This window comes from Actinomadura sp. NPDC000600, from assembly GCF_040492135.1.
In the GTDB taxonomy this organism is placed as follows: domain Bacteria; phylum Actinomycetota; class Actinomycetes; order Streptosporangiales; family Streptosporangiaceae; genus Spirillospora.
Window position 1 is genome coordinate 55,624 of the sequence record NZ_JBEUPD010000023.1, and the last position, 20,758, is coordinate 76,381.

At 68.8% G+C, this 20,758-nt stretch carries 18 protein-coding genes and 1 pseudogene; 8 read left to right on the top strand and 11 right to left on the bottom strand.

The genetic code is table 11. The annotated features are described in order from the left end of the window. The first annotated feature begins 142 nt into the window (after positions 1–142). Complete coding sequence (locus tag ABWI07_RS28850; protein ID WP_353820387.1) at positions 143–682, top strand: ASCH domain-containing protein; 540 nt, start codon at positions 143–145, stop codon at positions 680–682. A gap of 204 nt (positions 683–886) precedes the next feature. On the opposite strand, the gene ABWI07_RS28855 is transcribed toward ABWI07_RS28850, so the two are convergent. Continuing rightward, the gene (locus ABWI07_RS28855) at positions 887–1,492 is read right to left on the bottom strand and encodes a hypothetical protein (protein ID WP_353820388.1); all 606 of its coding nucleotides are present in this window, start codon (positions 1,490–1,492) and stop codon (positions 887–889) included. A 264-nt stretch (positions 1,493–1,756) separates the two neighbouring features. Then, positions 1,757–3,181 carry a non-reducing end alpha-L-arabinofuranosidase family hydrolase gene (locus ABWI07_RS28860; RefSeq protein ID WP_353820389.1) on the bottom strand — a complete coding sequence of 475 codons (1,425 nt, stop codon included), beginning with the start codon at positions 3,179–3,181 and terminating at the stop codon, positions 1,757–1,759. Between the two features lie 381 nt (positions 3,182–3,562). Between ABWI07_RS28860 and ABWI07_RS28865 the strand changes: the two genes are divergently transcribed. Genes ABWI07_RS28865 through ABWI07_RS28875 form a run of 3 tightly spaced genes read left to right on the top strand, consistent with a single transcriptional unit; the run spans position 3,563 to position 6,719 of the window. Then, positions 3,563–4,984 (top strand): endo-1,4-beta-xylanase, encoded by a 1,422-nt coding sequence (locus ABWI07_RS28865; protein WP_353820390.1) that lies wholly within the window; start codon positions 3,563–3,565, stop codon positions 4,982–4,984. A 26-nt stretch (positions 4,985–5,010) separates the two neighbouring features. Then, complete coding sequence (locus tag ABWI07_RS28870) at positions 5,011–6,369, top strand: RICIN domain-containing protein (RefSeq protein WP_353820391.1); 1,359 nt, start codon at positions 5,011–5,013, stop codon at positions 6,367–6,369. Continuing rightward, positions 6,366–6,719 carry a hypothetical protein gene (locus tag ABWI07_RS28875; protein WP_353820392.1) on the top strand — a complete coding sequence of 118 codons (354 nt, stop codon included), beginning with the start codon at positions 6,366–6,368 and terminating at the stop codon, positions 6,717–6,719. Before ABWI07_RS28870 ends, ABWI07_RS28875 begins: the two co-directional genes overlap by 4 nt. Positions 6,720–6,803: 84 nt before the next feature. On the opposite strand, the gene ABWI07_RS28880 is transcribed toward ABWI07_RS28875, so the two are convergent. From ABWI07_RS28880 to ABWI07_RS28890, 3 genes are all read right to left on the bottom strand, one after another. Then, positions 6,804–7,568 carry an alpha/beta fold hydrolase gene (locus ABWI07_RS28880; RefSeq protein WP_149260577.1) on the bottom strand — a complete coding sequence of 255 codons (765 nt, stop codon included), beginning with the start codon at positions 7,566–7,568 and terminating at the stop codon, positions 6,804–6,806. 3 nt (positions 7,569–7,571) lie between these two features. Continuing rightward, the gene (locus ABWI07_RS28885; protein ID WP_149260578.1) at positions 7,572–8,510 is read right to left on the bottom strand and encodes a sigma-70 family RNA polymerase sigma factor; all 939 of its coding nucleotides are present in this window, start codon (positions 8,508–8,510) and stop codon (positions 7,572–7,574) included. A 132-nt stretch (positions 8,511–8,642) separates the two neighbouring features. Then, complete coding sequence (locus ABWI07_RS28890; RefSeq protein WP_149260579.1) at positions 8,643–10,160, bottom strand: DUF4419 domain-containing protein; 1,518 nt, start codon at positions 10,158–10,160, stop codon at positions 8,643–8,645. A gap of 303 nt (positions 10,161–10,463) precedes the next feature. Here ABWI07_RS28890 and ABWI07_RS28895 point away from each other — a divergent pair, with 303 nt between their 5' ends. Then, complete coding sequence (locus tag ABWI07_RS28895) at positions 10,464–10,706, top strand: hypothetical protein (protein ID WP_149260580.1); 243 nt, start codon at positions 10,464–10,466, stop codon at positions 10,704–10,706. Between the two features lie 88 nt (positions 10,707–10,794). After that, complete coding sequence (locus ABWI07_RS28900) at positions 10,795–11,073, top strand: hypothetical protein (RefSeq protein WP_353820393.1); 279 nt, start codon at positions 10,795–10,797, stop codon at positions 11,071–11,073. Between the two features lie 300 nt (positions 11,074–11,373). On the opposite strand, the gene ABWI07_RS28905 is transcribed toward ABWI07_RS28900, so the two are convergent. Continuing rightward, positions 11,374–12,249 (bottom strand): NAD-dependent epimerase/dehydratase family protein, encoded by an 876-nt coding sequence (locus ABWI07_RS28905; protein WP_149260582.1) that lies wholly within the window; start codon positions 12,247–12,249, stop codon positions 11,374–11,376. Positions 12,250–12,370: 121 nt separating this feature from the next. Between ABWI07_RS28905 and ABWI07_RS28910 the strand changes: the two genes are divergently transcribed. Next, the gene (locus ABWI07_RS28910) at positions 12,371–12,898 is read left to right on the top strand and encodes a MarR family winged helix-turn-helix transcriptional regulator (protein ID WP_235036940.1); all 528 of its coding nucleotides are present in this window, start codon (positions 12,371–12,373) and stop codon (positions 12,896–12,898) included. A 61-nt stretch (positions 12,899–12,959) separates the two neighbouring features. On the opposite strand, the gene ABWI07_RS28915 is transcribed toward ABWI07_RS28910, so the two are convergent. The 3 genes from ABWI07_RS28915 to ABWI07_RS28925 all read right to left on the bottom strand — a co-directional run bounded on the left by ABWI07_RS28915 (position 12,960) and on the right by ABWI07_RS28925 (position 16,431). Beyond that, the gene (locus ABWI07_RS28915) at positions 12,960–14,690 is read right to left on the bottom strand and encodes an ABC transporter ATP-binding protein (RefSeq protein WP_235036941.1); all 1,731 of its coding nucleotides are present in this window, start codon (positions 14,688–14,690) and stop codon (positions 12,960–12,962) included. A 260-nt stretch (positions 14,691–14,950) separates the two neighbouring features. After that, a complete protein-coding gene (locus tag ABWI07_RS28920) occupies positions 14,951–15,451 on the bottom strand; it encodes a GNAT family N-acetyltransferase (protein ID WP_353820394.1) in 501 nt (166 codons plus the stop codon). Continuing rightward, on the bottom strand, positions 15,439–16,431 hold the full coding sequence (locus ABWI07_RS28925; protein WP_353820395.1) for an LLM class flavin-dependent oxidoreductase: 993 nt from the start codon (positions 16,429–16,431) through the stop codon (positions 15,439–15,441). Before ABWI07_RS28925 ends, ABWI07_RS28920 begins: the two co-directional genes overlap by 13 nt. A gap of 371 nt (positions 16,432–16,802) precedes the next feature. On the opposite strand from ABWI07_RS28925, the gene ABWI07_RS28930 reads away from it, so the two are divergent. Beyond that, on the top strand, positions 16,803–17,444 hold the full coding sequence (locus tag ABWI07_RS28930; protein WP_149260586.1) for an SIMPL domain-containing protein: 642 nt from the start codon (positions 16,803–16,805) through the stop codon (positions 17,442–17,444). A gap of 336 nt (positions 17,445–17,780) precedes the next feature. Here the strand turns inward: ABWI07_RS28930 and ABWI07_RS28935 are convergent, their stop codons facing one another. After that, positions 17,781–19,208: a serine hydrolase domain-containing protein gene (locus tag ABWI07_RS28935; RefSeq protein ID WP_353820396.1), complete on the bottom strand. Its 1,428-nt coding sequence runs from the start codon at positions 19,206–19,208 to the stop codon at positions 17,781–17,783. Between the two features lie 42 nt (positions 19,209–19,250). Then, positions 19,251–19,849: pseudogene (locus ABWI07_RS44520) on the bottom strand (transposase family protein); the annotation flags it as partial. Positions 19,850–20,758: the final 909 nt, after the last annotated feature.

Genomic DNA, 20,758 nt, shown 5'->3' on the forward strand with positions numbered 1-20,758 from the left:
GGTCGGCTTCCTGCAGCTCGCTTAGCATGACCGATGGGGTGCCCTGCATGAAGTTGCAGAAGGAGAGGCGCAACCCCGGGAGGGAACGATGCTGTTGCGGCGGGAGGTTCTTGAGGGAATCACGGGTGGGCGGATTGATCGGGTGTTCCGGGTGTGGGGCAAGCCTCCGGTCCGGGCGGGGAGCACCCAGCGGACCTGGGCGGGGATCATCGTCATCGACTCGGTTACGGCCGTCGCCCCCGAGGAGATCACGGAGGAGGACGCCCTCCGTTCGGGTTTTGACGGTCGTGCGGCGCTGCTCACTGCCCTGTCCAAGAGCCGCAAGGAGGGCGGCTACCACCGCGTCATGCTCCATCTGGGCGGACCCGACCCCCGAGCCGAGCTGGCCGCGAACGACGACCTGACCGACCAGGAATTGGCCGACCTCAAAGCTTCCCTGGACGGCATCGACGCGCGCAGCCGCCGCGGCCCCTGGACCCGCGAGGTCCTCCGCCTCATCGAGGAGAACCCCGGACTGCGCGCCATGGACCTGGCCGAACAACTGGGCCGCGACAGACTTCCTTTCAAGGCCGACGTCCGCCGCCTCAAAGCCCTCGGCCTCACCGAAAGCCTGGAGACCGGTTACCGCCTCTCCCCGCGCGGCAAGGCCCTCATGACCTACCTGCGGTCCCTGAGTGGATGATCTGGTCGGGCGCTGCCCGGCGGTGTCATGGTTCGGCTGGGACGTCGCTGAGGTCGAGCCGGTACCAGTCCGCGGAAGTGAGGACGTGGAGGTCGGGGCCGCGGCCGATGACGCGCGCTTCCTTGGGAAGTTCGCGCCCGTTCGGGAGTACGACTCGGTACTCTCCGGTGCTCCGCATTTGGTCGTCGGTCAGCCGGCCTGCGATCAGGCGGTCGCGGTCAGGGCCGTGTCCGCTGTAGAGGGCGATGCGTGAGCCGTCGGTGATGAGCGCACATGTGCGGCCTCGCCGTCGCCGTCCCAGCCGGTGAGGGTCCCGTCGTGGACGCGGACGATGGGGAAGTGCGTGTAGTAGCACGTCCAGGCGGTGTCCGCGTCGACGTTGAGCGCATAGCAGTCGCCGATCGCGCCCCACGGGTTGTCCGGAGGGTGGGGGAACCGCCAGTCGTTCTCCAGGTCCGGGGAGAAGCGTGCGAGCCCGCAGGAGCCGATCGGTGCCGGGCCGTCGGGCCCGCCCCAGCCGTAGTTGCCGTAGACGCCTTCGTCGAAGTAGCCCACCCAGACGTGGCCGGTGCCGGTGGTGAAGACGTGCTCGATGCCGTCCCCGAGGGTTTCGGCGGCCAGTGCGGTCCCGTCGGCGGAGTAGATGATCGCATTGCGGTCCGGACCGTCCTGGCGCCATCGGGCCCTGGCGCCCACGGCCATGACCCGGCCGTCCTGCAGCGGCTGGACGGACGGGTGCGCGAGCGGGAAGTCGTCGATCGTGATCACGTTGGTCAGCGCCGGCGAGTGCAGCGTCACGCGAGCGGTCACCGGGCGAGGGGTCCGAGGGTCCGGGAAGACGGCCCAGCCCGGCTGCGTCGTCGTCGACCTCATGGCCTGGACGTCGGCGGCAGCCGACCACAGTGCAATGAGCTCACCACTGCGGACCAGTTGGCACCGCCGAATATCTCGTCACCGTCCCAGACCTACTCGCCGCTGCTGGAGCCGCGGCGGACCGGAATCATGGATCGGCGGTGGACTGGGCGGGCTCGGGGTTTTGCCGGGCCCGCCCAGCCCAGGCCGCGCGGGATCTTGTCAGTGCTGGAGGGTCAGGAGGCCTGGGCGGTAGGGGAGGAGGCCGTAGTCGCCGCCGGAGTTGGGGCTGCGTCCCTGGTAGAGCAGTTGCAGGTTGCAGGGGTCGACGGTGAAGGTCTGGTCGGCGCTGGTGCGGATCAGTTCGCCGTGGCTGATGTCGTTGGTCCAGGTGGCGCCGCTGTTGGCCTTGCCGGCGAAGGGATTGCTCTCGCTTGCGGCCTGCGGGGTCCACGAGCCGTTCAGGCTGGTGGCCGTGAAGGAGCGGAAGTAGCGGCCCTGCGAGCCGATCGCCTCGACGAGCATGAGGTAGCGGTTCTGGCCCTGGAGTTTGTAGACCTGGACGGCCTCGAACAGGTTGTTGGTCGAATCGCTCATGACCACTGTCGAGGACGCGCCGAAACTGCCGGGGAAGTTCCCGATCGGCATACTGGCTCGATAGATCTTGCCATTGTCACCGGCGAAGAAGAGATACATGTTCGTGCCGTCGCCGATGAGCGTCTGGTCGATGGGGCCCGTTCCGGAGCCGGTGATGCTTCCGGAGAAGAGCACCTGCTGTGATGACCAGCCATTCGGGTTGGTCGGGTCGGTGGACGTGCGGTAGGAGAAGGCGGTCCCGCCCCACTGGTAGGCGAGCACCCAGATGTTCTTCGGGGCGAAGTAGAAGAGTGTGGGCGCGACGGTGGCATTCGACATCGTGTTCTGGCTGGCCGAGGCCATCTCCGACCAGTTGCCGAACAGGCCGAAGTTCATCGAGCCCCACCTGGTCCCCGTGTCGTGCGTCGTCGCATAGACGAGGTGCTTGCCGTTGTAGGGGGCGACGGTGAAGTCCTTGAGCGAGACCCATCCTGACTTGGGCTGTGCGAGCGCTCCCGTTGATGTCCAGTGGTATGTCGACGGGAGATCGCATCCCGGAGTGGTGTCGCCGCCGACGGGGACGAGCTGCCATTGCTGGTTGGCGCCGCCCCAGTCGTCGTACTGGACGATGTTCGCGTTGTCGGCGGTGGAGCCGCCCTGCACTTCGAGGGCCTTGTTGCTGTGGCGCGAGACGAACCGCACGTAGCCGCCGGAGCTGTCAGCCAGCCGCCACTGCTGGTTGGTGCCGTTCAGGTCGGCCCACTGGACGATCGGGCCGCCGTTGGCGGTGGAGAAGTTGTAAACGTCCAGCACCTTCCCGGAGTGGCGGGACTTGATGCGGTAGTAGCCGCCTCCGGAGTCGACGAACTGCCACTGCTGCTGGTTCTGATCGTTCCTGGTCCACTGGGTGATGCGGGCGCCGTCGTCGGTCGCGAGGTTGTAGACGTCCAGGGCCTTGCCGCTGTTGCGGTTGACCAGGACGTACCACTTGTTCACATCCACCGTCGCGGCCTGGGCGGGCTGGATGTACGTCACGGACAGGAGCACCGAGAGCAGGAGCGATGCCAGCACCGCACCGGTCCTTAACATGACCTTCTTCCTTTCGTTCGGCGTGGATGTTAGCGCTAACATTTCCTGCCGGGCGGAACCTTCTCTCCATAGGCGATCGGGGGGAGGTGGCGGTGGCCGGAGTAAATAACAGGCCAATGGCATCGTCAAGAGCCGCGAACCTTCGAAAAATTTCGAGCGCAGAGCTGCTGCTACTGGGCGCGTGCACACCGGCCCCTGGGCATGCGCCATGAAAGATTTTGAAACTATTGACGGGATCTTCGAAGGCTCACACACTGGGTCCGCGACGCCTGGTGGTGTGTGCGTTCCCGCGATGGAGCGCGGCGTCTTTCTCACGGCTGTGTTCCGTGCTCCCACCCTTCGTTCATTCATGGAGGAACAGACGTGCGTACGAAAGCCATGCCAAGGTCCGGGATCCGCAAGCGGGCCATTCTCGCCGGCGCCATCGGGGCGCTCACCACGGCCGCCGCTCTGGTGGCACCGTCCCCGGCCGTCGCCGCGGAGAGCACGCTGGGCGCCGCGGCGGCGCAGAGCGGCCGCTACTTCGGCACCGCCATCGCCTCGGGCAGGCTCAACGACTCGGCCTACACCACGATCGCGTCCCGCGAGTTCAACATGGTGACCGCCGAGAACGAGATGAAGATCGACGCCACCGAACCCCAGCAGGGCCAGTTCAACTTCAGCTCCGGCGACCGCGTCTACAACTGGGCGGTCCAGAACGGCAAGCGGGTGCGCGGCCACACCCTGGCCTGGCACTCCCAGCAGCCCGGCTGGATGCAGAACCTCAGCGGCAGCAGCCTGCGCCAGGCGATGATCAACCACATCAACGGCGTCATGGCCCACTACAAGGGCAAGATCGCCCAGTGGGACGTCGTGAACGAGGCCTTCGCCGACGGCAACTCGGGAGGTCGCCGCGACTCCAACCTCCAGCGCACCGGGAACGACTGGATCGAGGTCGCCTTCCGCACCGCGCGCGCCGCCGACCCCTCCGCCAAGCTCTGCTACAACGACTACAACATCGAGAACTGGACCTGGGCCAAGACCCAGGGCGTGTACTCGATGGTCCGCGACTTCAAGCAGCGCGGCGTGCCCATCGACTGCGTCGGCTTCCAGTCCCACTTCAACAGCGGTAGCCCCTACAACAGCAACTTCCGCACCACCCTGCAGAACTTCGCCGCCCTCGGCGTCGACGTGGCCATCACCGAACTGGACATCCAGGGCGCCTCACCCACGACCTACGCCAACGTGACCAACGACTGCCTGGCCGTCTCGCGCTGCCTCGGCATCACCGTCTGGGGTGTGCGCGACACCGACTCCTGGCGCTCGCAGGACACTCCCCTGCTGTTCGACGGCAACGGCAGCAAGAAGGCCGCCTACACCTCGGTGCTCAACGCCCTCAACGGCGGCACCTCGGAGCCTCCGCCCACCGGCGGTTCGGGGACGATCAAGGGCGTCGGTTCGGGCCGCTGCCTGGACGTGCCCAACGCCAGCACCACCGACGGCACCCAGCTCCAGCTGTGGGACTGCCACGGCGGCACCAACCAGCAGTGGACCTCCACCGACGCGGGAGAGCTCAGGGTCTACGGCAACAAGTGCCTGGACGCCGCCGGGACGGGCAACGGCGCGAAAGTCCAGATCTACAGCTGCTGGGGCGGCGACAACCAGAAGTGGCGCGTCAACTCCGACGGATCCATCGTGGGCGTCCAGTCCGGCCTCTGCCTGGACGCCGCCGGCTCCGGCAACGGCGCCGCGATCCAGCTCTACAGCTGCTGGGGCGGCGACAACCAGCGCTGGACCCGCACCTGACCTGCCGCCACGGGAAGGGTGAATCGATGAAGACCTACGGTGCGGCTTCGCGCAGGCATCGCAGGCGGTCCCTGTTCGCCGCCGCGGTGGCGGTGGCCCTCGCGATCGGCATGCTCGTCGCGGTGGACCCGGCGCCGGCCAAGGCGGCGACGGTGGACACCGATGCCTGGTACGTCCTGGTCAACCGCAACAGCGGCAAGGCGCTGGACGTGTACGGCGCGTCCACCGGCGACGGCGCGCGGGTCACCCAGTGGACGCGCAACGACGGCGCCAACCAGCAGTGGCAGTTCTTGGACTCCGGCGACGGCTTCTACAGGTTGAAGGCCCGGCATTCCGGCAAGGTGCTCGACGTGGCCGGCGCCTCGACGGCCGACGGTGCGGCGATCCAGCAGTGGTCCGACCACGGCGGGACCAACCAGCAGTTCCGCCTGGCCGACTCCGACGCGGGCCACGTCCGGCTGATCAGCCGCAGCAGCGGCAAGGCCGTGGAGGTCCAAGGCGCCTCCACTGCCGACGGCGGCAACGTCGTCCAGTACGCCGACTGGGGCGGCGCCAACCAGCAGTGGCAGTTGGTCAAGCTGTCGTCCGGTGGCGGCAGCGGATGCGGCAGCGCCCCGGCGCTCACGAGCGGTACGTACACGATCCAGAGCGGCGGCAAGAGCCGCAGCTTCATCCTCAGGGTTCCCTCCAACTACGACAGCGCCCACCCCTACCGGCTGATCTTCGCGTTCCACTGGCGGGGCGGGACCGCGGGCGACGTCGCCTCGGGCGGCACGAGCGGGAGCGCCTGGTCCTACTACGGCCAGCAGGAGCAGTCGAACGACAGCGCGATCCTCGTCGCCCCCCAGGGCCTCGGCAACGGCTGGGCCAATTCGGGCGGTGAGGACGTCACCTTCGTCGACGACATGGTCCGGCAGATCGAGAACGGCCTCTGCGTCAACACGGCACAGCTCTTCGCGACGGGCTTCAGCTGGGGCGGCGGCATGAGCTACGCACTGGCATGCGCCCGGGCGAACGTCTTCAGGGCCGTCGCGGTCCTCTCCGGCGCCCAGATCAGCGGGTGCAGCGGCGGCACCCAGCCCATCGCCTACTTCGGTATCCACGGCATCAGCGACTCCGTCCTCAACATCGCGCAAGGACGGGCCCTGCGCGACAAGTTCGTCGCCAACAACGGCTGCACTCCCCAGAGCCCGCGCGAGCCCGCTCCAGGCAGCCGGACGCATATCACCACCGTCTACTCGGGCTGCCGCGCCGGGTACCCGGTCCAATGGGCCGCGTTCGACGGAGACCACATCCCCGGCCCGGTCGACGGCTCTCCCAACGAGAGCGGCGTCGCCACCTGGACCAAGGGAGAGATCTGGAGGTTCTTCGCACAGTTCCAGTGACACGTCCACGCGAAGGAGTGGAGCCGGGAACGCCCTGGCTCCACTCCGCCGTCTGCGGCTCGGGCTATTCGGTCGTCGACCACAAGGCGCTGACCGGCTCGACCGTCTACCTGCTCTGGAACAGCTCGTCCGGCCGCAACTGCGTGGTGACGGTGAAGACCACGTCGGTGGGCACCAAGACGCGCACGGGCGCCTACCTGTACGTCCAGGGCAGCAGCCCGATCGATGACACCGACAGCTACGCCTACTACGCCGGTCCCGTCTCCGCTCCCGCCGTCGGCAAGTGCGTCCAGTGGGGCGGCGGCACCAACAACCAGTGGTGGTACAGCGGCTGGTCGCACTGCAGCTGATCTCCCAACACCACCGAGGCCCGGACCGAGCGATCGGTCCGGGCCTTCATGCCCGAGGCCGGCAGAGCTCGCGGTCTCCTGCGGCTACCCCGCTGCGGGGGTGCCTTCGCGGGCGCGTGCGATGGGCATGTACGTCGGGGCCGCGTCAGTGGTCAGGAACGCCAGGACCATGGCGCGCACCGCTTCGGCGTGCTCCATCAGCAGCAGGTGGCTGGCGTTGGGCAGCACGGCCAGTTCGGCGGTGGGCAGTGCCCGGTAGAGCGCCACCGTGTGGTCGAGCGTGACCAGGTCGTCGTCGCCGGCCAGGACGAGGGTCCGGGGTGTCACCGCGCGCAGTTCGGCCGGGTCCTGGCTCGGCTCGGTCGCGGCCGCGTGCGCGATCTTCCCGATGACGACCGGGAAGTGGTCGCGTCCGTCGGGCGACACCTCGGCGTAGGCGTCGACGAGTTCTGCGGGCATCTCGCCGTCCGCCGACGGCTTGAAGATCAGTCCGTCCAGGTCGTAGGCCGTGCTGATGAGGACGAGGCGCTCGACGAGGTCGGGGCGGCGCATCGCCGCCCGCAGCGCCACCGTCCCGCCGGCGCTGTAGCCCACCAGCCGGGCGGGGCCGCCGACCACCTGCTCCAGGAACGCGATCGTGTCCTGCGCCATGAGCTCGATGGTGATCGGGCCGGGTGCGTCGGGCGTGCGGCCGTGGCCGCGGCGGTCGGGCAGGTAGGTCGTGAACGTGCCGGCGAGTCCGTCGAGGTTGCCGGTGAAGCAGCGGCTGTCGGTGAGCCCGCCGTGCAGGAGCACCACGGGGTCGCCCTCGCCGCGCTGGTCATGCCACATGTGAACGATGTCGGTCATGCACTACATACGGGACGGCGGGTCCGGAGTCATCGGCAGTCCGAACAGCGCGAACAGGGACGGGTCGAGGTAGGTCGTCGTGTTCGCGATCAGTCCGTCGCGGAGGTCGAGGACGACCAGGCCGAACGCCTTCCCGTCCCGGTACTGCGCGAACGCGGGCGATCCGTTGGCCGCTGTGCGGACCAGCCGGTCGTCGGCACAGGCCCCGCCCGCCCCCAGCAGGGCGGCCCGGATCGCCTCCCGGCCGCCGAGCCACCAGGCGAACGGCGGCATCGACATGGCGGCGTCCTGGTGGAGCAGCGACACCAGGCCCTCGACGTCGTAGGACGTGAACGCCTTGACGTACCGCTCGACCAGCTCCTCGTCGACCTCGCCGCTCCCGCCCGGCGTGCGACGTGCGGACATGGTGGCACGTGCTCGTTGCAGGGCGCTGTTGACCGCGGCCGGGCTGCTGTCGAGCAGCCCGGCCACCTCGTCCGCCGACCAGCAGAGCACCTCACGCAGGATGAGGACGGCCCGCTGGCGCGGCGGCAGGGCTTGCAGGGCGGCGACGAACGCCAACCGGATCGTTTCGCGCGCGGCGGCCAGCTCGGCCGGATCGCCGTCAACGGGCAGCACGAGCCGGTCGGGGATGGGTTGCACGAAGGCGGCGGCATCCAACGGCGCGCCGAGGAAGGCCCCGGCGGGCGAGGACGGGCCGAGATCCATCGCGAGCGCGCGCCGCTGGACGCTGCGGGTCATGTCCAGGCAGACGTTGGTGGCGATCCTGTGCAGCCAGGTGCGCAGACCGGCTTTGCGCTCATCGAAGCGGTCGGCGTTCTTCCAGGCGCGAAAGAAGGTCTCCTGGACGGCGTCCTCGGCCTCGGCGGCGCAGGCGAGCATGCGGTAGCAATGGCCGGTCAGGTCGGCCCGATGCTCTTCCAACCGCTCCTCGAACGCCACGCGTCCACACTATTCGCGGTCTGGATCCCGTCTCCGCGGGCGGCGGCACCAGGGCGGGACATCACGCCGCGCCCGCTCCTCCGAGAGCAGCCGGCTCAGCCGTTCCTCGAGACTGAACCGCTCGCGCGCTCTTCAGAAGGCTGATGCGTCGAGCTGGACGAGTCGGCCGGTTTCCAGGTGGGAGATGTCACCGCCGGAGTCCAGGGCGGCATCGAGTATCAGTGCCAGCGAGGTGCCGTAGACCGGGACGTCGGCGGGCTCGTCGACCAGCCGGAACTTGCCGTCCCACGGAGCTTGGGTCGAATCGTCGGCCTCCTCGATGCGGCAGACGATCCAGTGGAAGCTCTCCGTATCGTCGTCGAAGGCCGCGCCGATGCACCGGCCGTCCGCCAGATCGATGACCGTCCTGATCTGGCAGCGGCCTTCTCCGCGCCATACCCAGCGGTGGTCGCCGGCCGGGCGCAGCCGCCAGGCGCCGTCGAACATCGTGGCCGAGCCGATGCGGCGGTAGAGCGCCGCAAGGTCGGCAGAGGCCCAGAACCAGCGGTAAGGCCGCGGCGGATCGGCCGCATGGTCGCGGACGATCCGGTCGATCACATCGTCGATCTCGACCGTCGCCGGTGCCAGGTACCAGCCGCCGAGGGGGCGTAGCGCGCCGTCCGGGTCCTGGGCGACGCCGATCAGACCGGCATGCAGGGCCACGGCCCGGTTGGCGCGCCCGACCCGGTCGTTGACGTCGATCCTCACCCGCGACAACGTGGCCGGCACCCCGGCGCTGCCGATGCCCGGACCGCCATAGAGATCACCAGGGCGGGTCGTCAGGTCGCGGGGCTCGTCGATCGGCAGCTCCAGCAGCGGATTGGGCTCGGTGAGCTCGCCGTCGCCGGTCAGGTACGGGTAGAACCGCGCGGCCCAGCCGGTGATCACCTCGCCGCCGTAAGCGTCGATGGGGCTGTAGATGCGCCGCCAGAAGGCGGTGTCCGCATCGCCTTCCGCGGCCTTGACGAACTGGTCGGCGATGGCTGCGAGTGACCGGCACCAGGTCTCCAGACCGAGCGCGGCGATCGCGTCCACCCGGGTGCGGATCGTCCGCCAGTCCTCGACCGTGCCGGTCAGCGTGATGGACGGGATGCCGCAGACGAAGATCATCCAGAGTGCGAAGTAGGGCGAGTACACGTCCAGCAGAACGACCCGTCCGGCCATACGGTCAACGTCGGTGCTGGTGGAGAAGTCGCAGTCGAACTCGCCGGCACCGATGGCCTCGGCGAGGAGCAGCTCGCTGAACGACTCGACGGCGTGCTGCCACGAGCCGGGATCCTGGGGCATCGGCCCGTCCACCGTCACCGTGAGCCGCTTGCGGCCGACGTGGCCCACCAGCAGGGGGCGCAACTCCTCGGCGTGCATGCGCACATGCTGGGCCAAGCCCTGCATGATGGTCAGCCACACCCCGTCCGGGGAGAGCACGAGCGGGCGATGCTCGGCGAACGCGCGCCCGACTGCGCTGAGCAGCGGGTGGACACCATTGCTTTTGATGACCGGCAGGGTCGGGTCGCCACCGACCACCAGCGCTTCGGCGAACTGGTCGCCAAGCGGCAGCGTGGGCAGGCGCTCGGCGGCGGGCTCGACGTCATCGACCTTGAAGGTCACCACTCACCGGACTTTAGCCCTGGTTTCGCCCGGCCGGCTCGCCGCCCGCTCACGGCCGACTGCCCGTTCGGTGAGGTGGTGGGCGGTGCCGCGGCGCGCCGGTGGCGTCCCTCCCCTGGTGACGGGCTCAGCCGGGCACATATGCGCCGATCGGGGCTAGTGTTGCCGAATGGCGGAAGTGCCTCATCCGGTTCATGTAGCGAGGTGACGCGACGTACGACCGACCGCCGACGCCCAGCCCGATGCGCTTTGCCGGAAACGGCCAACGGCGCACAATGGGCCCGGTATCGCAGAGAGGATCGGACAATGGCTCGACGGTGGCCGGACGACCCGATGGTGCGGGCGCGGCGGGTGCCGCCGACGCTCGGCGCGGTCGCCGCCGCCCCGGCGGTCCCGTTGATCGGGGACGTCACGACCAGGTTCGCCGCCGGAATGGCGGCCGGGTTCGGCGCGCTCATCCGGGGCGCGAGCGAACCCATTATCGTGAGCACCCGATCGCGGCCCGAGATCCGCTTGGCGGCCGCGCGGCAAGGCTCCATCGAGCGCTGAAGGCCGGTGCGGCCCCGGTTGCGCGGTGGGACCCCTGGCCGCGTGAGATGGTAACGAGCACAGGAGCCGGGCAGGGAGCAGAGACGACATGTTGCAAGGTGTGAAGGTGGCCGTGGTGCTGGCCGCGCCGAAGGACGATCCGAACACCCAGCAGTTGGCCGAGTGGCTGCGCAATATCTTCGGGCCGCTGTTCCTGGTGATCGTCGGGATCGTGGCCCTGTTCTTCCTGTTCACCCGGGAGATCACACGGTTCGTTCAGTTCATCGTGCTCAGCATCGTGATCGCGATCGTCTTCTACTACCCCGGGATCATCACGATGATCGCCGGCGGCATCGTGCGAGCGCTCGGCGTTCAGGACTCCGGCTAAGAGGTCATCTCATCAAGGGCTCGGCCCGAAACGGGGCCGAGCCCGGTCGACCGCGGCCGACCGGGCTCTGGGCACCACGGGCTGACCGGCAGGCACGGCACCCTGCTCACCCTGGCGCTGACCGCGGCAACCGCAACGACGTCATCCATCCGAGATCGCGTCGGACGCCCCCCGCCGGCCCGAGCGCCTGCTGGCCGACCACGGCCACGACCCGACGAATACCGCCGACTCGTCTGGGCCAAGGGCATCAAACCCGTCAACGCTCGCCGCGTCAGGAGTCGATGTCCGGTACGGGCCGGACTATCGGTAGGAGCCGTTTCCCAGGTCGGTGACGGGGTCGGGGTGCTGGGGCCGCCAGCCCAGCCGGTTGCGCGCCTGCTCGCCACTGACGGCCTGGTCGAGTGCCAGGGCGTCGGCGAACAGCGTGCCGAACTCCTCTCGCGCCCGGTCCAGCGGCAAGATCTGTGGCTCTCCGGAGTGCCCGGCGGCCTGGCCGGCGGCGATGGCCAGTTCCCGGACCGGAACCGCCGGTTGGGTCACGCCATGCCACAGCGTTCCGGCGGGCGCGTGCTCCACCACTCCGGCGAAAAGGTCGGCCAGGTCGTCGACGTGGACCATCGGCCAGCGCACCGCCGGGTCCGCGACGATCACGGGCGCCCCGTGCTTGCGGGCCAGGTCGACCAGCAGGGCGGGGATGCCGCCGCCGCGGCCGTGCACGATGCCCGGGCGGATCACGGCGGCGCGGACGCCCTCCTCGGCGGTGGCGAGCACTTGGCGTTCGATGCCGGGACGGTAGCCCACGATCGGGATCGGGGCGGTGGGTGTGTCTTCGTCGGCGGTCGACGCCCCGGTGGCGCCCAGGACCCAGACGCCGCTCGTGTAGACGAACGCGCGTCCCGTGCCCTGCAGCGGGCCGGTCAGCGCCGCGACGGCCGCCGCGTCGACGGCGGCGTCCCCCGTGGGGGTGGCCAGATTGATCACCGCGCCGATGTCGGCGGTGACCGCCTCAGTGAGCGAGTCCGGGTCACGCAGGTCGCCGATGCGCCGCTCGTATCCGGCTTCGTTCCGGTCGCTGCCCGGGCGGGCGAGTTCCACCACCTGGTGCCCCGCGCCTGACAGCCTTTCGGCGACGGCCGACCCCAGGTACCCGCGAGCTCCAACGATCAGGATCCGCATGTCATCCCTCCATCGAAAATTTCGATGTCGAAACTTTAAGCTTCCTCTATCCTGGATGTCAAACTTTTCGATGTCGAAGAGTTAGATTGCAGGCGAAGCCACCCCTCCGGAAGGAACGCCCGTGACCGACACGCCCCGGCAGGACGGAGTCGACGTGATCATTCAGGAGTGGCGGGAGGTGCGGCCAGACCTCGACTGCTCCCCCATGGCGGTCATCGGCCGCCTCTCCAGGGCGTCGCGGCTGCTCGAACGTGCCATCAAGGACGAGTTCGGCCGGCACGGATTGGAGCCCTGGGAGTTCGACGTGCTGGCCACGCTGCTGCGCTCCGGCCCGCCCCACGTCCTCAGCGCCGGAGAGTTGAGCAGCGCGGCCATGGTGAGCTCGGCGGCACTGACCAACCGGATCGATCGGCTGGTGGACAAAGGGCTGGTCGAGCGCCAGGTGGATCCGTCGCACCGACGACGGGTCCTGATATCCCTCTCCGAAGAGGGACTGCGCCTGGTCAACCGAGGCGTCGAACACCACGTGGCCAACGAGCACCGGCTCCTTGAAGGCCTGTCCGCCCCCGAACGCGACCGGCTCGCCTCGCTGCTCCGCTGTCTGCTCATCTCCCTCGGAGACAGCACACGGCCACCGGCGGACGCTTGAGACCTGGCCGCCGCCGCCCGCAACTGGACCCTGCAAGATCGAGTTACACCGCGGCAGCCGGTTACTGGCTGGGACTTCCGGTCGGGCTTGGGGTGCGTGCGGTGTCCGGGGTGGCCTCGTCGGTGAGGAAGCCGCCGGACTGGTGGCGCCAGAGACGGGAGTAAGGGCCTTCGGACTGGAGGAGTTCCAGGTGGGAGCCCTCCTCAAGGACGCGGCCGCGGTCGAGGACGACCAGGCGGTCCATGCTGACGACCGTGCTCAGACGGTGCGCGACGACCAGTGCGGTGCGGTCGCGCATCAGGTGCCACAGCGCCTCCTGGACGAGAAGCTCGCTTTCGGAGTCGAGCGCGCTGGTCGCCTCGTCCAGCAGAAGGATCGGGGCGTCTCGCAGGATGGCGCGGGCGAGGGCGACGCGCTGCCGCTGACCGCCGGAGAGCTTGACGCCCCGCTCGCCGACCAGCGTCTCGAACCCGTCCGGAAGGCTCTCGACGAACTCGGTGACGTGCGCCGCCTGCGCGGCTCGGAGGATCTCGGTCTCGGTGGCGCCCGGCCGGGCGAAGGCGATGTTGTCGCGCACCGACCGGTGGAACATCGCGGGCTCCTGCGGGACGTACGCGATGAGGTTGCGCAGGTCGCTCTGGCGGAGCCGCGCGATGTCCTGGCCGCCGATGAGGATCCGGCCGCCGTCGACGTCCATGAGCCGCAGGAGCAGCCGGGAGAGGGTGGTCTTGCCGCCACCTGACCGGCCCACCAAGCCGATCTTGGCGCCGCTGGGGATGTCCAGGTCGAGGCCCTCGAACAGGGGCGGGCCGTCGCCGTGCGCGAAGAGGACCCGCTCGAAGCGGACCGAGGCGTCGACCGGACGGAGCGGCTGCGGGTCGGGCGGGTCCACGACGGTCGGCGGCTGCATGAGCAGCTCGGTGAACTGCGCGCTCTCGGTGAGCGTGCTCTCCATGCGCCGGTAGATCTGGTTGAACTCGAACATGATCCGCGTCGCGTTGGTGTAGTAGGAGAACGTCACGACGATGGCCTCGACGCCGAGGCCGCCGCGGAGTGCCACCGCGACGAGCAGGCCCAGGGCGCTGGTCAGGATCGACATCGGAGCGACGATCGTGTCGACCCGGAGGTTGCCGTAATCCCAGGAGGCCAGCGCCAGGCGGTGCTGCTCGACGACCCCGCCGCGGAACTCGGCGGCCTCCCGCTCCTCGGCGGCGAACGCGCGGACCGTCTCCATGTTGGTCAGCACGTCGGCGATGTGGCCCGACACCCGCACCTTGGCGGCCTCGCGCTTGTCCACCAGCACCTGGCGGCGGCGGATGAACGGGATGACGATGAAGCCGGTGAAGACGATCAGCCCTACGAGGACGACGACCAGGAGCGGGTGGAACCGCCACAGGATCACCGACGCGAAGGACAGCGGGATCACGTTGGCCACGACCGAGAAAGTGAGGGTGTCGGCGAAGCTTTCGAAGCCGCCGCAGAAGCTCAGTATCCGTTTGGTCAGCGAACCGGCGAAGTTGTCGTGAAAAAACGCGGTGTCTTTGGCGAGCAGCTCGTCCATGCCGGTGATGGCGAGCCATTCGATTCCTCGGCCGTCCGTCCGGTTGAGGAAGTGCAAACCCACTCGCCACAGGACCTCGCCCGCCAACATGATGCCGGCGAATCCGAGGACGTAGGGCAGGAGAGCGGCGAGGTCGCTTTCCCCGCCTTCGGCCAGGTGCCCCACCAGGGCGGCGACCACCAGCGGGGTCAGGTAGTACAGGCAGGTGTTCCCGAGCGCCGGCAAGGTCATCGCCGGAAGCGAGATGCGCCACTGACGGCGCAGAAAGCCACAGTAATAGCGCAAAGCCAGCAGAACAGCCCGCTGCCTGACCGACTGCTCGCCCTTGGACCCACCCGGTAATTTCGGCACAGCCACCCGCCCCTCGACGCATCCGCCTCTCATGCTGCCTCAGACCGTCCAGGCGAAGCGACCGCATTTTGCAGGCGCCCAGACGATCAGCGGGCATCTCAGAAAAGCGTCCTCTGCGGGGAAAGCACGCTTAGCGCTCACTACGGCTGGAGCAGCAGGTCGTGCTGATACCAGATGCCTGGCTTACCGCCGAGGTCGGCCGGGTCGGCCGGTCCGACCGGGACGAACCCGGCCTTGATCAGCACTCGCTGGGACGCGGCATTGTTACGGGAGGTGGCGGCCCGCAGCGTGTGCAGCCCGTGCCGCGCCACCGCCAGCCGGCACACGTCCCGGACGGCCGCGGTCGCCACGCCGCGGCCGGCGACGTGCTGCGCGACCCGGTAACCGAGGTCAGCAGTGCCGTCCCCAAGGCGGTACAGGTTGAACCGGCCCAGAACCGAGCCGTCCTCGGCAACGAGCAGGTAGAAGGCACTGATGCCTGCCTCTTGTTCAGCCAACAAGGCGCGGTACCGGTCGGCGAACTCATCGAAGAACTCGTCACCGCGGTCGGAGACCGAGGCAGCGAAGTAGGCGCGGTTCGCCAACTCGAAGGCCAGGACCGCCGGGGCGTGGCCGGCATGAAGCCGCTTCAGCTCGGGCACCGCCCGACTCTAACCGGATGACGCGCTGAGGCCACCTGAGTTTCCGGCGGCGCAGACGGCCTCCAAGACCAAGGCACCTCGCCCCCGGGGCCGTAGGCCGCGCGCGACTGCCCGCCGTGGCCCCGTTCGGGGGCTCGCCGGGTTAGCGTCCCGCCAGCTCGGCTACGACCGGAGCGAGCGTGTCGGCGGAGACGGCGCCGAAGACGAAGTAGGAGAAGCCGAGCTCCTCCCGTCGCCGCTGGATCTCCCTCGGCGGCCGCCGCGGGGTCGTCCGGAAGCACCGCCAGCGAGTCCGCCGCATGAAGCGCGGCAGGGTCGGTGTCGGGGGACGCCATGAACGGCGCGAGAGTGTCGCCGACCACCGCCACGTGCTGCGCAAGCTCGACATCTCGGGTGGCGCGGGAGCGGAAGTCGCGTACCACCCGGGTGATTTCGTCGCGCTCGTCCCCCGGCATCAGTGCGATGGCGACCGTGTCGGCGAGGTCGGCCGCCATTGCCCGGGCCTTCGTCCCGCGCACGGCCATCACCACCGGCGTGTGCAGGTCTGAGCCGTCGAGATCTCGCAGCGCCGTCACGGTCTCACGCACCTGGGCCAGCCGCTCGCCCGGTGGGACGACGGGCAGGCCCAGGTCGCGGAGTTCGTCTTCGATGCCGGGCCTGCCGGTGCCGACGCCCATCTCGAAGCGACCGTCGGTGAGCACCGACAGCGAGTGCGCCTCCCACGCGGTGCTCCAGGCCGGACGCAGCGGGGAGGCGTACACCCAAGTCCCGACCCGCAGGTCGGTACGGGTGGCCGCGACGGCCAGCGTCGGCGCAGGCGCCGGCTGCCATTGCGGGACGTCGGGCATCAGCAGCGTGGAGTAGCCGCTGTCGGCGATGCGGCTCAACTGGTCTCGCCACGTCGGCAGGTCTGTTGTGAGCGGGGCGACGACCCCGAATCGGAAGGGCTTGTCTCCGCCAGTCGCCGTCAGATCGGTCATCGTTCCTCACCTGTCAGTAGAAGGGATGGGCTTCCGGCCCCGGCCATGGATCGGCGCCTCACCCCAGCTACGAACGCCGCCGCCCCGATTCGACACCGCCCCCGGAAATCCCGCCGAGAATCTTCCAGCGGCGGGTTGCTCCCCCGGCTTGCCCCGGCCGGGCCCGCGTCGGTCTTCTCGGTCCGTCTGTGCTGGGAATCACCGATCACGGTCGGAACCTCGACCTGCCCGGCGCCCTGGTCCGGGTGGAGCCGCGAGGAGGATCGCGGGCGATCGCAGTCGGTGTGCGGAGGGCCTGTGAACGTGTCCGTTCGTGGACAACGATCTTCGTCGGGCCGCGGCGCGAATGGTGCGCTGCTTAGATCATCGGCATGCAGATGATCGAACGTCCGTGGGGCGTGACCGCATACGGGGCATCGAGCGTGAAGGCGATGCCGGACCTCGTGCGGGCCAGGTTCAAGGTCATCCGGGTAGAGCCGACGCCGTCCGAGGCGTTCGCCGCGGCCAGCGAGGCCGTGCAAGCAGTGCGGCAGACGCTGCGGCAGCATGGGATATCGGACGCGGCCGTCGAGCGGTCACGGCTCGGCCTGAAGAGTTCGTGGAGCTACGGCGGGTCGGAGCGCAAGTTCGTCGGGTACGAGTGCCAGGCCTCGTTCGCCGTTGAGTCCGGTGCTCTCGACGATGTCCAGCCGTTGCTCGTCGATCTGGTCGCGGCAGGCGCCAATGAGATAGACGCGGTCGACTTTGATGTGTCCGGCAAGGGCGAGTTGCGCGCGGAAGCCCGTCGGCAGGCGGTCGGTGCTGCCCGGCGCAAGGCCGAGTTGTTCGCCGAGGCCGCAGGAGTGCGGCTGGGGGCCGTCCTGCACATCGACGACGTCGATCCGGAGCAGATCGGGTCAGGGCGGTATCACGGGCACGGCTCGGGCGGCGAGGCGTCCCCCGAGGACCTCGCGCCCGGACATGTCGTGGTGTCCGCCGCGGTCATCCTGGGATTCTCCATCAACCACGACTGACCAGCCCGCGCCCGCGCGCCCGGAGGGAAGGTGGCGAGTATCGCGGACCTGGCTGACAGGCCGGGCACTGGCAGACGCGCAGCGGAAGTGTCCGGTCGGAAGCTCCTCGGGCTTCGGAGTGAGGGGCTCCGCGTTAACGGGGCTCCTCTCAGCTCCGGGGCAGGGCTCGGTGCGTGGCGCCGCGGTTGATCGGAAATGTGGGGACATGCTTCGGCGGGTGGGTCGTGGGGATTTGGACCCGGCCCGCGCTCGGACCGCGCTCGAAGCGGGCGGGGCGGGCAGGGCACCCGAGGTGGCGGCCGGTGGAGCGGTGGGCGAGCCGGCCTCCGGGTGCCCTCAGCGGGTAATCGAGTTGTCGGGCCGTTGACTGATGTGGCGACTGAGCGACTCGGTGAGTCCCGCGCCCGGACGGGGTTCCGATGGCCTTCCGTGGTCCGCGCTGGTGGGCGGCAGGACCCTGGGCGGATGCGCCGGGGACTCCGGTGGTCGGCCTGAACCGCCGCCGGGCGGGCAGAACACCGCCTGGTTGGTTTCCCCGATGGGGCTGGACGTGTAATCGTCGTTGTAGTTGTACGCGACCGAACGCCGGCCGCCCAATGTGCCCCCGACCCAGGTCGTCGAGCCGTAGACCTCTCCTGCGTGGCCGTAGACGGTGACTCCGCACAGCGTCGGCGCGATCTCGATTCCCAGCCCGTACCCGACGGTGCGACCGGCGACGACGGTGGGCTTCAGCATCATGCGCAGGATGCGAGCCGGCAGCAGGCGCCCCGCGAGCTCGGCGGAGATGAACCGGTTGAGTTCTCCCATGGTGGAGATGATCTCGCCGTCGGCGCCGTAGTCGTCGAAACGCGTTCTGTCCTCGATCTGGTAGGGCGGGTTCGGCGAGCGTATGTATCCGTGCATGTGCGGGGCGCGGATGTTCGGATCATGACCGGCCAGGTAGGTCTCGCGCAGCCCGAGCGGTTTGATGATCCGCCGCGTGATCTCCGCGGCGTAGGGCCGGCCCGCCACCCGGTCGATCACCATTCCGAGCAGGATGTAGTTGGTGTTCGAATACTCCCACTTCGTACCGGGGGCGAAATCGGGCGAATGGCTGGTCGCAATCCGCACGAGATCGTTGGCCGTGAAGTACAGGAAGGGATTCTGGTAGAAGAGGTCCGTGAAGTTCGGGTCGGAGGTGTAGTCGTACAGCCCACTGGTGTGGTTGAGGAGCATGCGCACCGTGATGGCGCTCCCGTCGTTGCCGTTCCCGGTGACGACCCCTGGCAACAGCTGCTCGACGGTGTCCGACAGGTGCAGTCGCCCCTCGGCCACCAGTTGCAGGATCACCGTCGCCACGAAGACCTTGGTGACGCTGCCGATCCGTACGTGCACGTCCGGCCGCGGCGGCCTGCGGGTGACGAGGTCGGCGACGCCGCTGGTGAAGTTCCGGGTCACGGCACCGGAGCGCACCTGGGCCACGGCTCCTGGCGCCCCCGCCTGGACCAGGTCGTCCAGGACCGCCTGCATCGCTTGGAACGGCCGCGAACCGGCCGCGTCCGCAGGGCCCACGTTCGCAGGGCCCGCACCCGCAAGGCCCGCGGCGCGGGCTTCGGACAACGCGCCCGAGCCCGGAACCAGCGCCACCAGCCCCGCCGTGATCATCGCGGCGCCGGCCAGCAGCGCCGGTCGCATCGGCCTGCGACGTGCTCGGCGCCGGAAGGCCATCCTGCCGTCCAGGGCACCGGCCGCCTCGCCACGGTCATCGGTGTTGATCTCACGCATGATCGCTCATAGTTCTCTGTAGATGATGATCTTCTTTGATCGTCATCTCCCATGAGTGATCACCTCAACACCAAGAGTAAGATCCTTTTTCGGCATGATGCGGTCTCCCGGAGTCACAGGGGTGCGGACGGCTTTGGCGATGCGGCCGGCGCGGCGGGGCAGCAGCCCAGCTTCCGCAGGATTCGCCATGACTTGAGCTGGGCGTTCGCGCGTTCACCGGGTCCGCGGAGCTTGGCGTGTATACGGTTCGGACTTGTCGCTTCCCTTGTAGGGCGTGAGGATGTGCGTCCCGGCGCCCTGTTATGCCTTGTCGACCAGCACGAGCTGGCGGCCAGTGCCCGGATGACACCCCAGACCCGGGCCGCTGTCAGGTCGTGTACCGAGCCGCGCAGCGGTCCCGACACCCACTGCAGGTTTCCGTCCGGTGCGGCGTTGACCTGAAGGTTCATGCCGTGGCGGCGGTGCTTTCACGAGTAACAGGGGCGGTCAGCCGCGACCCGGTCGATCGAGACCAGGGTGCCGTCCAGCACCAGGTAGGGCAGCCCGACCTTGACCGCTTTGGCCAGGGCGGAGCCGAGTCTGGGCCATCGGGCGGCGAGCAGGTCGACGGTCTCGTTGGCATAGCGCCACGCGGCGGTGGTCAACACACCGAGCCCGTGAGGGCAGGCACCGGCCCTTGCTGCCGAGGACCGGCCAGTGGAGGCATTTTCCCAACCGTGGCCGGGCGTCAGCGCTGGCCGCATGCCCGTCGGAACATGCTGTGATTCCGCGAGTGGGAGAACTACCACAACTACGATCGACCCCACGGCGGCCTCGGCAGCCACCGCCTACGAACGCCTCAAGCAGAAGACCCAGGCCCAGGCGTAAACGATTATCGTCGGCAGCACATTGGTCACAGCCTCGGCGACGTCGGTGGCGACGGTCTTTCGATGGATCCCTTTTCTCCGTTTTCGGGCAGCTTTTCGTCCGGAAACAGGCGGTCAAGGGCATGTGCACCAACCCGGGAACCGCGGTGAGCATTGCTAGACTCGCCCACGCTGCACCGGTTCATGAACGTCGTCACGTCTGCAACGGTTCTCGCTCGGACTCGTCCGACCGCGAGCTCGCCGGATGATCCCGGCGAGGGCCCTTCCGGCCAGCCCATCTAGGCCGGGGACGTGAGGTTCGGGATGAATCGGTCGGACTGGGATCGGCTGTATGGACGGGCGCGCAAGCACGCGTGGCTGTTCGAGGTCGTCATCCGAGTGATCACCTTGGTGATCACTACGGTGCACGGCCGCTAGCCAATTTAGGACGAGCGCAGCAACGGCCTCCAACCAAGGTTCTCGCCAGGACCCAACCGGTTGGAGGCCGTTTCACGTTCCGGGTGCGCAAGTAACTTGCGCACCTTCGTCGTGGTCCCGAGAGTACACCAACCAGGTATCACATCCGCAGGTGAGGGCCGGTTTCAGGATGATCGCGCCGGGCGTGTCCGGTACTTGACCAGCCCGTATGCCCCGCGGCTGACTGTGACCCACGTCACATGGCTTTCGCATCATAGGAGGTTTTCG

Bases quoted from the DNA above. Each gene is read 5' to 3' on its own strand.
- ABWI07_RS28870 (WP_353820391.1), top strand. From the start codon at position 5,011: ATGAAGACCTACGGTGCGGCTTCGCGCAGGCATCGCAGGCGGTCCCTG.
- ABWI07_RS28880 (WP_149260577.1), bottom strand. From the start codon at position 7,568: ATGACCGACATCGTTCACATGTGGCATGACCAGCGCGGCGAGGGCGAC.
- ABWI07_RS28895 (WP_149260580.1), top strand. From the start codon at position 10,464: ATGGCTCGACGGTGGCCGGACGACCCGATGGTGCGGGCGCGGCGGGTG.
- ABWI07_RS28900 (WP_353820393.1), top strand. From the start codon at position 10,795: ATGTTGCAAGGTGTGAAGGTGGCCGTGGTGCTGGCCGCGCCGAAGGAC.
- ABWI07_RS28905 (WP_149260582.1), bottom strand. From the start codon at position 12,249: ATGCGGATCCTGATCGTTGGAGCTCGCGGGTACCTGGGGTCGGCCGTC.
- ABWI07_RS28915 (WP_235036941.1), bottom strand. From the start codon at position 14,690: ATGACCTTGCCGGCGCTCGGGAACACCTGCCTGTACTACCTGACCCCG.
- ABWI07_RS28925 (WP_353820395.1), bottom strand. From the start codon at position 16,431: ATGACCGATCTGACGGCGACTGGCGGAGACAAGCCCTTCCGATTCGGG.
- ABWI07_RS28930 (WP_149260586.1), top strand. From the start codon at position 16,803: ATGCAGATGATCGAACGTCCGTGGGGCGTGACCGCATACGGGGCATCG.
- ABWI07_RS28935 (WP_353820396.1), bottom strand. From the start codon at position 19,208: ATGCGTGAGATCAACACCGATGACCGTGGCGAGGCGGCCGGTGCCCTG.